The following is a 14,440-nucleotide window of genomic DNA, read 5'->3' on the forward strand; positions in this document are numbered from 1 at the left end:
AATGGACACCACTTGGAGACCACGATGAGTTCAACCATCCCCGTGACGCTGCTGTTTTCCGATGGTGTCGCGCACCGCCTGGACGTGCCCTGCGGCAAGAAGATCGTCGAGGCGGCGAGCGAAGCCGGCCTGAATCTCCTGACCGATTGCTCCAACGGCCAGTGCGGTACCTGCACCGCGCAGCTGCTGTCGGGCACGGTCGAGATGGAGGACTACGACGCTTCCGTCCTTCCGGACGATGACAGGGACTCGGGCGCCGTGCTGCCCTGCGTGTGCCGCGTGACGGGTGCATGTGCGGTGGAGTTCCCTTATGAGTCCACCGAAGCGCTCGCGGAAGAGGCGCCGCCGATTCCCGGCGAGGTCGTCGCGGTGCGCCAGGTCGCGAGCGAAACCATGCTGCTCGAAGTCTCGATCCCCGACGGCGTTCAGTTCGAGCCCGGCCAGTACGTGCGCATCCAGCCCGAGGGCACGGACATTTCCCGCTCGTACTCGATGGCCAATGTGCCTGGCAGCAACCACCTCGAGTTCTTCATCCGGCTGGTGCCGGATGGCGCGTTCTCCAACTGGCTGGCCTCTGCCGGGGCGGGTGACAAGGTCGAACTGAGCGTCCCCCATGGCACCTTCTTCCTGCGCGACGAAGAGCGCCCTCGCCTTTTCGTCGCTGGCGGAACCGGCGTAGCGCCTTTTCTCTCGATGCTGCGCAGCATGAGCGAGAAGGCACGCGCGCATCCGACCACTTTCCTGATTGGCGCCCGCACGCCCGGCCATCTGTTCGCGCTCGACGAGCTCCACGCCCTTCGCCAGGCCTCGCCGAATGTGCAGGTCAAGCTCGCGGTGGAGCAGGATGCCGACGCCCAATGCCACCACGGCTACGCGACCGACCTGATCGCCGATCTCGGCCTCGACCCGACCACTCGCGTGTACCTGTGCGGACCGCCCCCCATGGTCGAAGCCGGCCGCAAGGCCGCGGAAGCGGCCGGTCTGCCCCGCCACGACGTGCTCTGCGAACGCTTCGCCTGAATTCCCCGCCCTCGCTCAACCCTCAACCGAGAGACCCCATGATTCCGATCACTACCGAATCCCGATACAACGCGATGATCAACCTGCGCAAGGGCGAGATCAGTCGCGAGATCTTCTCCAGCAAGGAAGTCTTCGAGGAGGAACTGGAAAAGGTCTTCACGCGCGCCTGGCTCTTCGTGGGCCACGAAAGCCAGGTCCCGAACCCCGGCGACTTCTTCACCTCGCGGATGGGGGCCGAGTCGGTCATCCTCGCGCGAGACAAGAAGAAAAAGGTCCACGTCTTCCTCAACTCGTGCCGCCATCGCGGCATGAAGGTGTGCCAGTACGACCACGGCAACACCCAGCTCTTCACCTGCCCGTACCACAGCTGGAGCTACACCACCGAGGGCAAGCTCTTCGGCGTGCCGCAGTTCAAGAACCTCTACGAGGGCTGCCTGGACAAGGACGACTGGTCGCTGATCGAAGTGCCCAAGATGGAGATCTACAAGGGCACCGTCTGGGCCAGCTGGGACAAGGATGCGCCCGACCTCATGACCTACCTCGGCGACGCGAAGCTGCATCTGGACCTTGCGCTCGATTGCCGCGACGGCCGCGAAGGCGGCTCTGAAGTGCTCATCGGCGTGCACAAGTGGATCATCCCGTGCAACTGGAAATTCGCGGCGGAGAACTTCCTCGGCGACACCTATCACAACGTGAGCCACCGCTCGGTCGACATGATCGGCATCGGCCCGTCAGCCGAAGCGGGCGCCAAGGGACGGCGCGACAACGAGCTGGAGAAGGCCAGGCATCTGTGGGTGAACTTCCCGGCCGGCCACGGCGTGCACAGCGCCATCATGCCGGAGACCTGGGAGTTCCTGGACACCTATCAGAACAACCCGGTCATCGCGGAATACTTCCGCGAGGCGCATGCCAGGCGCAAGGAACGGCTGGGCGACGAGCGGCACCGGCTCGTGCCCTTCGTCGGCACCATCTATCCGAACGTCTCCTTTCACGGCAACCAGCCGCGCAACCTGTGCGTGTGGCATCCGCACGGCCCGGAGTCGACCGAGGCCTGGCGCTTCTTCCTCGTGGATGCGGACGCGCCGCAGGAAGTGAAGGACTTCCTGCGCACCTACTACATGCGCTACTCGGGCCCCGCTGGCATGACCGAGCAGGACGACATGGAGAACTGGAACTACGCCACCGCCGGCAGCCGCGGCGTCATCGCCAAGCGCTACCCCTACAACTACCAGCAATCGCTCGGCAAGGTCCAGACCAGCGGGCCGGTGGCCGGCAACGTGAGCCTGCAGGTGAGCGAGGAGAACCCCCGCCAGTTCTACCGCCGCTGGCGCGACTACATGAACGGCGCCGATTGGGACACGTTGCTCGGACGCAAGGACAAGGAGCCGGCGAGCTTCGCCGCATGAGCATGGGTGTCGTCATCGTCACCGGCGGCACCTTCGGCCTGGGCCAGTCGATCACCGTCGAACTGGCCCGCCGCGGGCATCGGGTCGTGGCCCTCGGCCTCGCCCAACCCCAGGTCTCCAGCACCGCACAGGGCTTCGACAGCCTGCTCGCAGAGCTCGAAGCCGCAGGCTGCAAGGCCGACGTGCTCGAAGCCGACGTCTCCGACGCCGCCGATGTGCAGCGCGTCGTCGAGCACACCGCCGGCAAGTACGGCGTGATCGACGGGCTGGTCAACAACGCGGCCATCGGTCCGCTGGGCACGATCCTGAGCACCGATGAGAAGACCTTCGACCGCATCGTGGACGTGAACCTGAAAGGCACGTACCTGATGTCGCGCGCCGCGTTGCCGCACATGATCAAGGCGGGTGGCGGCTCGATCGTCAACATCGGTTCCGGCGCCGGCTACGGCAAGCCGAACATGGCGATCTACAGCGCCAGCAAGGGGGCGATCGTCGCGCTCAGCACCGCGATGGCCTACGACCACTTCCACGACCACGTGCGCGTGAACGTGGCGATTCCCGGTGGCGGCGGCATCGTCTCCGGCATGAGCGTCGGCCGCACAGGCGGCGATGTCGATGTCTTCAAGAGCAGGCCGGCGCCGGGCACCGTGGCCGGCCGGCCCGCCACCGGGCGCGATCTTGCCAACGCCGTCGCGTTCCTGCTGTCCGACGACGCCGCCGCCATCTCGGGGACCGTCATCGACGTCGGGTGCTTCGCCCACCAGGGCGGCCCGGTCCCTTCTCATTCCCCCACGCATTGAGCCCCACATCCAGGAGAAATCATGTCTGAACTCGCAGAACCCCTCGTCGCGCAGGCCCGTCTTCCGCGCGATGCCAAGTACCACGAAGTCAAGCGCGAAATCGAGGAGTTCCTCTACGACGAGGCGAACTTGCTGGACGACCGGCAGTTCAAGGAATGGCTGGACACGCTGGCCGACGACCTCGAGTACTTCATGCCGATGGAATACAACGTCAAGTTCGGCGAGCACGCCAGCCGCGAACTCACGACGCGCGAAAAGCAGATGAGCTGGTTCAACGAGGGCAAGTGGACCCTGACCAAGCGCGCCGAGCAGATCCTGACCGGCGTGCATTGGGCCGAGGAGCCGCTGTCGCGCGTCAGCCGCCTCGTGAGCAACGTCCAGCTCACGGCCATGCGCACCAACGACGACGGCGAGTTCGAAGTGGATGTCTCCAGCCGCTTCCTCACCTACCAGAACCGTTGCGAGTACGAGCAGTACTTCTTCGTCGGCGACCGCAAGGATCGCATGCGCCGGACCGCCGAGGGCTGGAAGCTCTGCCAGCGCGAGATCCGCATCCACCAGAACGTTCTTCTGGCGAAGAACCTCAGCATCTTCTTCTGAGCGAGGACCTCGACATGCTCAATCTCATGAACGTCCAGGTCGGACAAAGCATCCGCCTGAAGAACGGCACGGTGGCCGAGGTCGTCGACAACATCGGCGACGGCATCTGGCTGCAACTGCGCCTTCCCGAGAGCGGCGAGGAAGAACTCGTGCACTGCGAGGAGATGGTGGAGTTGGTGAAGCAATAGCTGGAGCCCGGGTGAATAAGACCTTCTGATGAATCGCCTGTGAAAGATTGATTTTTCTTTCGACGCTGCTTTGACTCTAATCACGGAAATACCACCCCCCATCCGGAACAGAGCATGACCAAGAACATCGAGACGCAAGTACTGATCGTCGGAGGCGGGCCGGTCGGCTTGACGCTGGCCACCGACCTGGCGCAGCGAGGCATTTCCGTCATCGTGGCCGAGACACGGCACCGCGGCGAGGCGCCAAGCGTCAAGTGCAATCACGTCTCGTCGCGCACCATGGAGATCTTCCGCCGCCTGGGCGTCTCGAAGGCCATGCGCGAGTCGGGCCTGCCTGCCGATCATGCCAACGACGTGTCGTACCGCACGACCTTCACGGGCGAAGAACTCTCACGCATCCACATCCCTTCGCGCGCGAGCCGCTACACCGACAAGAGCGGCCCGGACGGCTGGTGGCCCACCGCGGAACCACCGCACCGCATCAACCAGATCTACCTGGAGCCGGTGCTGTTCGCCCACGCCGAGGCCACCCAGGGCGTCACGATCCTCAGCCGCACGCGCATCGACGCGTTCACGCAGGACGAGCACGGCGTGAACGCCAAGGGCGTCGACCTCGATTCCGGGGAAGAAGTCCGGATCTTCAGCCAGTACATGATCGGCTGCGACGGCGGCCGCTCCGCGGTACGCAAGGCGATCGGCGCCAAGCTCTCCGGCACCGATGTCGTGGGCCGTGTGCAGTCGACCTACTTCCGCGCACCCGATCTGCTGTCGCGCACCGGGAACACGCCGGCCTGGGCCACTTTCTCGCTCAATCCGCGCCGCAGCGGCAATGTCTACGCGATCGACGGCCGCGAGACCTTCCTGCTGCACAACTACCTGCGCTCCGACGAACTGGAGTTCGACTCCGTCGACCGCGACTGGGCGATTCGCACCATCCTCGGCGTGGGTGAGGACTTCAAGTACGAGATCCTCTCCAAGGAAGACTGGATCGGCCGCCGTCTCGTCGCCGACAAGTTCCGCGATCGCCGCGTCTTCATCTGTGGGGACGCATCGCACCTGTGGGTGCCGATGGCGGGCTACGGCATGAATGCCGGCATTGCCGACGCGATGAACCTGTCGTGGCAATTGGCTGCGCGCCTGAACGGATGGGCCGAAGAAGGCGTGCTCAGCGCCTACGAAGCCGAGCGCCAGCCGATCACCGAGCAGGTGTCCAGGTTCGCGATGAATCACGCCATCGCACTCCAGAAGGAGCGTGAAGGTGTGCCGGCCGGCATCGAGGCACCCGGCCCCGCCGGCGAGGCAGCCCGCAGCGTCGCCGGACGGGCGCTGTACGACCTCAACGTCAAGCAGTATTGCTGCGCTGGCCTCAACTTCGGCTACTACTACGACGCGTCGCCGCTGATCGCCTACGACGGCGAGGCTGCGCCCTCGTATGCGATGGACCAGTTCACGCCATCCACCGCGCCGGGATGCCGCACGCCGCACTTCTGGCTGGCCGACGGTCGATCGCTCTACGACGCCATGGGGCCGGAATACACGCTGCTGCGCTTCGACGCGACGGCCGATGTCCGTCCGCTTCAGGAGGCCGCTGCCCGCAGGGGCCTGCCGCTGACCGTGCTCGATGTGCGGTGCGACGAGGTGCCCGACGCCTATCGCCACGCGCTGGTGCTTTCGCGGCCGGACCAGCATGTCGCATGGCGCGGCGACCGCGCGCCGGAGGACGCCCTCGCCCTTGTCGACCGCGTGCGCGGCTGCTTCACCGACCCGCCCGACGCCCACGCAGCCTGCCTCGGCGGACTCAAGTCGTAGTCACCACGAAAGCTCACGATGGAATCAGAAGCCAAGATCCGCAAAGACCTCGCCGCCTGTTACCGGTTGTTCGACTGGCTCGGCTGGACGGAATTGATCTTCAACCACATCACGGTGCGCGTGCCCACGCCGCCGGGGGAAAAGCCCGAGTACCTGATCAATCCGTTCGGCCTGCACTACGCCGAAGTCACGCCCGACAACCTCGTGCGCATCGATGTCGATGGTGCGCCGCGTGCCGGGAGCACCGGACAGGTGAACCGCGCCGGCTTCGTCATCCACAGCGCGATCCATTCCGCGCGCGACGATGCGCACTGCATCATGCACGTCCACACGACGGCGGGTTGCGCGGTGGCTTCCAAGGAATCGGGACTGCGCCACGACAACTTCTACAGCGCCATGCTGTACGACGACGTGGCCTATCACGACTACGAGGGCGTGACGACCAATCTCGAGGAGCAGCCGCGCCTCGTCAAGTCGCTGGGCAAGCGCAATCACCTGATCCTGCGCAACCACGGCCTGCTGGTGGTCGGCCCGGACATACCGACCACCTTCAACCGCCTGTGGGTCCTGCAGCGCGCCTGCGAGATCCAGCTCGCGTCGGATGCCGCGAGCGGACCGAACCGGTCGATCCCCGAGGCCATCCTGCGCACCGTGCCCGAGACCCGCGTCGCCGGCAAGGGCGAAGTCCACCGCGTCATCTTCGACACGATGCTCAGGCGCGCCGGCATCTCGTTCTGACCGATCCCCCATTCCAACAATCAACGGAGACAACCGTGCCCCCTTCCCTTGCCCGACAATTTCTGTGTGCGATCGGCCTGGCCACCGTGGTCCTTGGCGCACACGCACAAGGCTTCCCTTCCAGACCGGTCACGATCATCGCGCCCTTCGCGGCGGGTGGATCGGCCGATGGCATTGCGCGGGTGGTGGCACGCGAGTTGGGGCAGGTGCTCGGCCAGTCGGTCATCGTCGACAACAGGCCCGGCGCCGGTGGCGCAACCGGCCTGCTTCTGGTCGCCAAGGCAAATCCGGACGGCTACACCATCGGCATGGGTGCCACGGGAGCGATCGTCATCGGTCCGCACCTGCCCGATGCGCCACCCCTGAATCCGGAAAAGCAGCTTCAGCCACTGGCGAAGCTCGCCGACATTCCGCTGGTGCTCGTCTCGGGCGCGAATTCAGGCTACAGCAACCTGCAGTCGTTGCTCAACGCAGCGAAGACCACCGAGGTACCCCTGGGCAACGCGGGCCAGTACACCGCACACCACCTTTCGGCCGAACTGCTCGCGAGCACCACGCAGACCAGGCTGCCCGCGGTTCCGTACCGCGGCAGCGCGCCGGCAGTGACCGATGTCATTGGCGGACAGGTTCCGGTTGCCATGGTCGACCTCACCTCCGTCGCCGGGCATCTGAAGTCGGGCACCGTGAAGGCACTGGGCGTCACGAGCCCGAACCGCTCGAAGCTGGCGCCGGACATTCCAAGCATCTCCGAGTCCGTCCCCGGCTACGCCGCGCCTGCCTGGATGGGCATGTTTGCCCCGCACGGACTGCCGGCCGATGTCAGCGACAAGCTCGCGAAGGGCATCCAGACGGTGTTGGAGAAGCCCGAGGTGCAGGCCCAGATCCTGAACCTGTCGGCGGAGCCGGCCTACCTCGGGCCCAAGCCCTTCGAGACCTTCATCAAGGCGGAGTCCAGGCGCTGGGCAACCGTGATCGCCGGCCTGCCCAAGCAGCCGCAAAAGTAGTCCGCACTCGAAATCCGATCACCAAAAGGAATCGCGATTCGGGATATCGGTTAGGCGTTTGCGCCGGTTGCCGACAGCATCTCGAAGGTTCAACTCAATGAAAGTCGTCATGCCCAACTCTGCTCGGCGCGCTCTGCTTGCCTGTGGTCTCTCCCTCGTCGCCCTGGCTGGCGTGTCGCATGCCCAGGCGCTTCCCCCGACGATCAAGCTCGTCGTTCCGTACCCGCCGGGCGGAAGCGCCGATACACTTGCGCGTCTCATCGCGCAGCCGCTGCAGGAGCAACTGAAGGCCACGGTGGTCGTCGACAACAGGCCGGGCGCCGGAGGCCGGATCGCGGCGTCGCAGCTCAAGCGATCGCCCGCGGACGGCAGCGTGATCCTCATCGCGCCCAATGCTCTGACCACCATCCAGTCACTCGTGTACGAGGGGCAGCTCGACTACAAGGTGATGGAAGACTTCATCCCCTTGTCGCGCCTGTCGAGCTTTCCGATGGGCCTCGCGGTGCCCGCCACGAGCCCGTTCAAGACAGCACCCCAGCTCGTCGCGGCGATGAAGGGCTCGAAGGAAGCGAACTACGGAACCTCGGGCGCCGGCGGTCTCGCGCACTTCGCCGGGCTGGAATTCGGCAAGACGACGGGCATCGAGTGGACGCACATTGCCTACAAGGGCGGCGCACCCCTGGTCACCGATCTGATCGGCGGCCATCTGCCGGTGGCGATCGACGCACTCGTCGACCAGATCGAGCAACAGCGTGGCGGCAAGATCCGCGTGCTCGGCATCTTCAGCGACAAGCGCTACGCGCTGGCACCGGATATTCCGACGCTTGCCGAGCAAGGCATCAGGATGGCCCCGGTCGAAGGCTGGTTCGGCGCCTTCCTGCCCGCGAAGACGCCGGCGCCGGTGGTCGCCCGGATCGACCAGGCGATGGCGAAGGCGATGGCCAACCCGGAGGTGAAGGAAAAGCTCAACAAGCTGGTGCTCCAGACCGCCTACCTCGACTCGGCGGACTTCACCCGGCTGCAGGCCGCCGAGCTTCAGCAGTGGGCGCCTGTGGTGAGGGATTCCGGCTTCAAGCCCGACTGACGCCGTCCAGTTCGAGGACCCCTGTCAGGCGAGCGTAGGAACGCAGCATCGCGACCAGCTGGGCCGCCTCCGGGCTGAGCCGGCGGGTCGCCTTCGACACGATGCCGATCTGGTAGACCAGCATCGACTGCTCGCGCACCGGGATCTCGATCAGGCTGCCCGCAGTGAGCGGATGCCGCAGCAATTGCGCGGGCAGCCGCGCGACGCAGTCCGACTCGAGCAGCATCGAAATGGCACCGAACACCGAATCGGAAACGGCGGCAAATCGGGGCCGACCCAGACGATGCTGCAGGAAGAGTTCCTGGATGCTCTCGTCCTGATGCCCGGGGCGCGCAGGATCGCCAACCACGATCCAGTGCGAATCCACCAATTCGCTCACGGTCGTGGCGTCCCGGAGGGGATGCCCGCGGCGCGCCATGATGGCTGCGGCGGTCGAGTAGAGCGGCTGTACCTGCAGGTCGTCCGGGACCACGTCCTGCGGGAGCCTCATCACCGCGAAATCCAGCCGGTTGTCGAGCACGGCCGCAACGAGCTCGCTCGAAGAGCGCTGCGTCAGGTGGATGGTCGTCTTCGGAAATGCATTGCGGAAGTCCTTCAACACCGAAGGCACGAGCCTGAGCGAAGGCTCGACCGAAGCGCCGACCTTGACCTGCTTGGGCACCGGCCGCCTGTCGCGGTTGAGCCACGCCTCCGCCCGGTCCGCCTCCTGGAGGACGGCACGCGCGTAGGAGACGAACTCCTCGCCCGCGGCGCTCAGCGCGACGCCTTGCGAGGTGCGCTCGATCAGGACGATGTCGTGCTCCTCTTCCAGTTTCGCGACGCTCTTGGTCAGGCCGGCCTGCGAGACGTCCAGGGCACGAGCCGCCGCCCGGTAGCCGCCGTGGGACACCACGGCCAGAAGATCGCGAAGTTGCTGCAGTCGCATGGCACTAGGGTAGGTCGTGGATCCTGATCGCCAAAGGCGATCGCGAAGCGCGAGGTGCGCTAGCCAATGTATATCGATCTGAAAGACCATTGCACGATGAACTCACCGATTTCCTATCCGGCGCACGTCGCCGCGCTCAAGCCCTACGTTCCAGGTCTTCCGATTTCCGCGGTAGCGGCTCGCTCGGGCATCGCACAGGACCGCATCGTCAAGCTCGCATCGAACGAGAACCCCCTGGGCGCCAGTCCGAAGGCGCTGGCCGCGCTGTCGCACGCCGCGATCGATCTTTCCCGCTATCCGGACAGCGACTGTGCAGCGCTTTCCGACGCGATCGCCGCGTTCCATGATGTTCCCCGCGACTGGATCGTGGTGGGCGCCGGTTCCGAGAGCGTACTCGGCAACCTGGCCTCGACCTTGCTGCAGCCCGGGCGCTCGACGGCGTACTCGCAGTATTCGTTCCAGGCCTATGTGAACGCCGCACATAAACTGGGGGCAACGTCGACCGTGGTGCCATCGCCCGATTTCCGCGTCGACCTCGAGGGCCTCGCCGACGCGATCCAGCCATCGACGGCCCTTGTCTACATCGCCAATCCCGGCAATCCGACCGGCACCGTGGTCGATCCCGACGCGCTCGCGGCATTCCTGGACCGCGTACCCGCACACGTCGTCGTGCTGCTGGACGAGGCGTACTTCGAGTTCATGCCTGCCGATCTTCGTGGCGATTCGGTGGCGTGGGTGCGCCGGCATCCCAATCTCGTGGTCACTCGGACGTTCTCCAAGGCCTATGGCCTCGCGGGATTGCGCATCGGCTATGGAATCGCTCAATCGGGCCTCTCGGATGTGATGCGCAGGGTCCGGTCGCCGTTCACGATTTCCGACGCCGCGCAGGTGGCCGCGATAGCGGCGCTCGACGATGTCGAGTTCATCGAACAGACCGTTGCGATGACCGACCAGGGCCGCAGCGCGCTCATCGGCGGCCTGGGCGCGAAGGGGTATCGATGCATCGGGTCTCACACCAACTTCATCCTGGCCGACGTCGGCGGCGGGGCCGCGTTCGCCACCAAGCTGGAGCAGCAAGGCCTGATCGTGCGCCCGGTCACGGCCTACGGCTTGGCCGATTGGGTTCGCATCAGCATCGGCACGCCGGCCGAGATCGAGAGGATTCTCACGGTGCTTTAGTCCATCGTCGCGCCGGACGCCTTCACGACCGCGCCCCAACGCGTGGTCTCGGACTTCACGTACACGGCGAGTTGCTGCGGCGGCAGCGTTGCCGCCTCGACACCCTCGGCGGCAAGGCGCTCCTGGACCTGCGGCTGCTTCATGACTTTCTCGAGGGCGGCCGCGAACCTTGCGATCAGCTCCGGCGGCGTTCCCGTCGGTGCAACGAGGCTTTGCCAGGCGACTGCCTGGAAGTCCTTGGTGCCGGCAGCGCCAGACTCTGCGATCGTCGGCACCTCGGGCATCGCGATCTGCCGCTTGGGCGAGGTGACGCCCAACGCCCGCAGACGATCCCCGCGCACATGCGCAAGCGCCGGTGGGATGTCGCTGAACATCAACTGGATCTGCCCCCCGAGCAGGTCGGTCATCGCGAGCGCGCTGCCGCGATAGGGAACGTGGGTCAGATCGGCGCCGGTGGCAGACTTGAACATCTCGACGGCGAGGTGCTGAGGACTGCCGCTTCCGGCCGACCCATAGCTCAACTTGCCCGCCTGGGCTTTCGACAGGGCGATCAGTTCCGCGATCGATCCAACCGGCACCGACGCGTTCACCACCGCGACCAGCGGTACGGAGCCGATCATGCCGATGGGCGCGAAATCCTTGACCGGGTCGTAGCCCAGGCGCTTGTAGAGCCACGGATTGATCGCCAGCGTGGTGCTTGTCGCCACGAGCAGGGTGCGGCCATCCGCCGGGGCGCGTGCGACATAGGTCGCCCCCAGGCCACTGCCCGCGCCCGGCTTGTTCTCGACGATGATGGTGGTGCCCAGAAGAGGAGCCATCTCCTTGGCCAGGATGCGCCCGAGCAAGTCGGTCGTGCCGCCCGGGGCATAGGGCACCACGAGCGTGATCGGCTTGTCTCCCTGGGCCCATACGTTGGCCGCCGCCGTGGCTGCGGCGACGGAGCCTGCCAGTCGGATGATTGCTTTGCGTCTGTTCATGAAAATGTCTCTGTTGCAGGCCGACGGTCGATGCCGGGAACTGCCGATTGGTCGTCAGCAAGGGCCATCAATTAAAGTCCAACGGCCTTTCGTTGGAAAATGAATCCTTCTATGGCGATTCATAAGCAACCCTTATCCTCCTTTCCTTCCGTCCGGCAGCTGCGTGCCTTCGTGGCCGTGTATCACACCGGCAGCGTCTCTGCCGCGGCGCAGGAGCTTTCTCTCACGCAACCCGCAGTCACCATGCTGCTGCGCGAACTGGAGACCAAGCTCGGCGTGAGTCTGTTCGATCGCCACACCCGGGCGGTACATCGGACCGATGCCGCGAGCCACGCCATCGGCTATGCCCAGAGGGCGCTGGCGGAAATGGAAGGTCTGTCGACCTCGATGAGCGAACTGGCCGGCCTTCATGCAGGCCGGGTTCGCGTGGTGGCCACCGCCGCCGTCGCCCAGGCCTTGCTGCCTCCGGCGATGCGCAAGTTTCTGGACCAGCACCCGGGCGTGAGCCTGGAGATCGACGAAGTCGGGCCGGCGGACTTTGCCAGCGCCATCGAGGCCAATCATGTGGACTTCGGTGTGGGAACGCTCGAGGGATCCGGATCCAGTCTGCGTGAGGAGGTGCTGATCCGCGAGACCCTGGTCGCCGCCGCCCTCCCCTCGGCTTCGTTCCCCGGCGGTATCCCGATGACATGGAAGCAACTGAGCGCGCTGCCCTTGGTGACGGTCCGCTCGGGCTACGGCATCAGGGGCCGTATCGAGGCCGCCGCGCAGGAAGCCGGGGTCGAGCTCAAGATTGCGCATGAGGTCTCCCTGCTCGCAACGGCCGTGGCGTTGGCGGCGAACGGCCTCGGCGTGGTCGTGGTGCCTCCATCCATCGTGGCGCGCGAGTCAAAGCTGGTGACGCAGCGGCTCATCCGGCCCACCATCGAGCGGGTGATCGGTGTTCATTTCCGGCGGGAGCGATCGCTGTCGCCGGCGGCCGGCGCATTCCTGCAGGTGCTCAAGCTTGTCGCCGCCGGCGGCTAGCAGGTCGCGTGACGTCATCAGCCGCGCGCTGCCGATGATGTCCCGAGCATTGCCTCGCCAATTCGTTTGAATTCAAATGCTTTTTAATAGAATGCTTTCCATGAAGAACGAAAGCACCTCCGACCCGCACCAGCGCATCGGCATCCGCCTGGTCGGCTTGGCGCGGCGCTGGCGTCAGGCGCTCGATTCCCGGCTGTCGGCGGTCGGATTGACCGATGCCACCTGGGCGCCGCTGATGCATCTGCACGAACTGGGCAGCGGCATCTCTCAAAGCGACCTCGCCGCCGCGGTCGGCCTCGACGGCTCCAGCCTGGTGCGCCTGCTGGACATCCTGGTCGAACAGGCGCTGATCGAGCGTCGTCCGCACGCGGTCGACCGCCGCGTGAAGCGGGTCCACCTGACCCCCGCCGGTCGACGCACCGTGGCATCGATCCGCAAGCGGCTGCATGCCATCGAATCCGAATTGCTGGCCGACGTCGACGCGCAGGATGCGCAGGTCGTGCTGCGGGTGTTCGAACAGATCGAGGTCCGCATCGCCGCCATGAACTGAGACAGCCCATGCACGCACCTCACGACTTCGTCCGCACGCGCCGCGCATCGCTGCGCCGCCTGTTGGCACCGGCGCGCCTGCGCGAGAGCTTCGCGGTCGCGAGGCCGCCCTCGTTGCGCAACGCCGCGGTGGCCGGCATGCAGACCTCCCTGGCGGTGCTGATCGCCGTGGCGGCCACCCACCAGTCGCCATGGGCGCACATGGAAGGCTTTCCCGCGCTGGGTGCCCTGGCGGCGCTCTTCGGGCGCTTCGCACCCGCCGGCCGACGGATGTCCGTCGTGCTGCTCTCGGGCCTGCTCCTTACCGCGTCGGTCGGCGTGCTGTCGTTGGCCTCGATCGCCGGCGCCACACCGGCGACGATGCTGATCTGCCTGGCGCTGCTCGCCGGCGCGCTGACCTGGTTGACGAACCACTGGCGGCTCGGCGGCCCCGGCGCGGTGATCTTCGTGTTCGCGGCCTGCGCCGCGGTCGGGCCCGTGGATGCGTGGCGAACCGTCGTCGAGCGCGTGCTTTTCACGGCAGCGGGCGCCGCCGTCGCATGGTGCATCTGCCGTGCGACCGACCGGCTGCGTTCCGACGCGCCGATGGCCGCGGCCCCGGGCAGCGAGCGGCCGCTGCTGCATCAATGGAACGCAGCCGGGCGCATCGCGCTCTGCGCGGCCAGCGCCGCGCTACTGGCCCTGGCCGCCGGCTGGCCGCATCCTGCGTGGGCGGCGATCGGCGCCACGGCGGTGCTGCAAGGCAGCCACCTGCACATCACGATGCATCGCGCGGTGCAGCGCACGGTCGGCACCGTGATCGGCGCCGCCCTGGCGTGGGGGATTCTTGCGAGCGAGCCAACGTTCTGGCCATTGCTGGCGGCCGTGATCGTGCTGCAGTTCATCACCGAACTGGTGATCGGCTTCAACTATGTCTTCGGCCTGATCTGCGTCACGCCGATGGCCCTGCTCATGACCTCGCTCGCGGCGCCATCCGCCAGCGCCGGCATGCCGATGGCGCGCGTCCTCGACACGATGCTCGGCGCATTGGTGGGCATTGCCTTCGCACTCGTCTTCTCGACACTCGACGACCGGGCCCACCTGGCCGCGCACCACGAGAATGCACGGGCCGGCTGATCCGCGGCTCAGGCGTGAT

15 protein-coding genes are annotated in these 14,440 nt (G+C 66.2%); 13 read left to right on the forward strand and 2 right to left on the reverse strand.

Translation table 11 applies throughout. The annotated features are described in order from the left end of the window. The first annotated feature begins 12 nt into the window (after window positions 1–12). The 9 genes from QTI68_RS17440 to QTI68_RS17480 all read left to right on the forward strand — a co-directional run bounded on the left by QTI68_RS17440 (window position 13) and on the right by QTI68_RS17480 (window position 8,649). A complete protein-coding gene (locus QTI68_RS17440) occupies window positions 13–1,020 on the forward strand; it encodes a 2Fe-2S iron-sulfur cluster-binding protein (RefSeq protein ID WP_286523052.1) in 1,008 nt (335 codons plus the stop codon). Window positions 1,021–1,058: 38 nt separating this feature from the next. After that, window positions 1,059–2,426, forward strand: coding sequence for an aromatic ring-hydroxylating oxygenase subunit alpha (locus QTI68_RS17445; RefSeq protein ID WP_286523053.1), 1,368 nt, complete (start codon window positions 1,059–1,061; stop codon window positions 2,424–2,426). Continuing rightward, complete coding sequence (locus QTI68_RS17450) at window positions 2,423–3,226, forward strand: SDR family NAD(P)-dependent oxidoreductase (RefSeq protein WP_286523054.1); 804 nt, start codon at window positions 2,423–2,425, stop codon at window positions 3,224–3,226. Before QTI68_RS17445 ends, QTI68_RS17450 begins: the two co-directional genes overlap by 4 nt. A 21-nt stretch (window positions 3,227–3,247) precedes the next feature. After that, window positions 3,248–3,826, forward strand: coding sequence for a 3-phenylpropionate/cinnamic acid dioxygenase subunit beta (locus tag QTI68_RS17455; RefSeq protein ID WP_286523056.1), 579 nt, complete (start codon window positions 3,248–3,250; stop codon window positions 3,824–3,826). Between the two features lie 14 nt (window positions 3,827–3,840). After that, on the forward strand, window positions 3,841–4,014 hold the full coding sequence (locus tag QTI68_RS17460; RefSeq protein WP_286523057.1) for a hypothetical protein: 174 nt from the start codon (window positions 3,841–3,843) through the stop codon (window positions 4,012–4,014). Window positions 4,015–4,128: 114 nt separating this feature from the next. Then, a complete protein-coding gene (locus QTI68_RS17465; protein ID WP_286523058.1) occupies window positions 4,129–5,823 on the forward strand; it encodes an FAD-dependent oxidoreductase in 1,695 nt (564 codons plus the stop codon). Window positions 5,824–5,841: 18 nt separating this feature from the next. Then, window positions 5,842–6,561 (forward strand): class II aldolase/adducin family protein, encoded by a 720-nt coding sequence (locus QTI68_RS17470; RefSeq protein WP_286523060.1) that lies wholly within the window; start codon window positions 5,842–5,844, stop codon window positions 6,559–6,561. 35 nt (window positions 6,562–6,596) lie between these two features. Next, window positions 6,597–7,565 (forward strand): Bug family tripartite tricarboxylate transporter substrate binding protein, encoded by a 969-nt coding sequence (locus QTI68_RS17475; RefSeq protein ID WP_286523062.1) that lies wholly within the window; start codon window positions 6,597–6,599, stop codon window positions 7,563–7,565. Window positions 7,566–7,623: 58 nt separating this feature from the next. After that, on the forward strand, window positions 7,624–8,649 hold the full coding sequence (locus QTI68_RS17480; RefSeq protein ID WP_286523063.1) for a Bug family tripartite tricarboxylate transporter substrate binding protein: 1,026 nt from the start codon (window positions 7,624–7,626) through the stop codon (window positions 8,647–8,649). On the opposite strand, the gene QTI68_RS17485 is transcribed toward QTI68_RS17480, so the two are convergent. Beyond that, window positions 8,636–9,664 (reverse strand): LysR family transcriptional regulator, encoded by a 1,029-nt coding sequence (locus QTI68_RS17485; protein WP_286523066.1) that lies wholly within the window; start codon window positions 9,662–9,664, stop codon window positions 8,636–8,638. The genes QTI68_RS17480 and QTI68_RS17485 overlap by 14 nt on opposite strands. A gap of 6 nt (window positions 9,665–9,670) precedes the next feature. Between QTI68_RS17485 and hisC the strand changes: the two genes are divergently transcribed. Beyond that, window positions 9,671–10,753 carry a histidinol-phosphate transaminase gene (gene hisC, locus QTI68_RS17490; protein ID WP_286523068.1) on the forward strand — a complete coding sequence of 361 codons (1,083 nt, stop codon included), beginning with the start codon at window positions 9,671–9,673 and terminating at the stop codon, window positions 10,751–10,753. Here the strand turns inward: hisC and QTI68_RS17495 are convergent. After that, complete coding sequence (locus QTI68_RS17495; protein ID WP_286523069.1) at window positions 10,750–11,730, reverse strand: Bug family tripartite tricarboxylate transporter substrate binding protein; 981 nt, start codon at window positions 11,728–11,730, stop codon at window positions 10,750–10,752. The two genes, hisC and QTI68_RS17495, sit on opposite strands and share 4 nt — an antisense overlap. A gap of 111 nt (window positions 11,731–11,841) precedes the next feature. On the opposite strand from QTI68_RS17495, the gene QTI68_RS17500 reads away from it, so the two are divergent. The 3 genes from QTI68_RS17500 to QTI68_RS17510 all read left to right on the forward strand — a co-directional run bounded on the left by QTI68_RS17500 (window position 11,842) and on the right by QTI68_RS17510 (window position 14,421). Further along, window positions 11,842–12,756 (forward strand): LysR family transcriptional regulator, encoded by a 915-nt coding sequence (locus QTI68_RS17500; protein WP_286523071.1) that lies wholly within the window; start codon window positions 11,842–11,844, stop codon window positions 12,754–12,756. Window positions 12,757–12,856: 100 nt separating this feature from the next. Then, a complete protein-coding gene (locus tag QTI68_RS17505; protein ID WP_286523073.1) occupies window positions 12,857–13,306 on the forward strand; it encodes a MarR family winged helix-turn-helix transcriptional regulator in 450 nt (149 codons plus the stop codon). An 8-nt stretch (window positions 13,307–13,314) separates the two neighbouring features. Next, a complete protein-coding gene (locus QTI68_RS17510; RefSeq protein ID WP_286523075.1) occupies window positions 13,315–14,421 on the forward strand; it encodes an FUSC family protein in 1,107 nt (368 codons plus the stop codon). Window positions 14,422–14,440 lie beyond the last annotated feature (19 nt).

The sequence above is a fragment of the Variovorax sp. J31P207 genome (assembly GCF_030316965.1).
Lineage (GTDB): Bacteria > Pseudomonadota > Gammaproteobacteria > Burkholderiales > Burkholderiaceae_C > Variovorax > Variovorax ginsengisoli_B.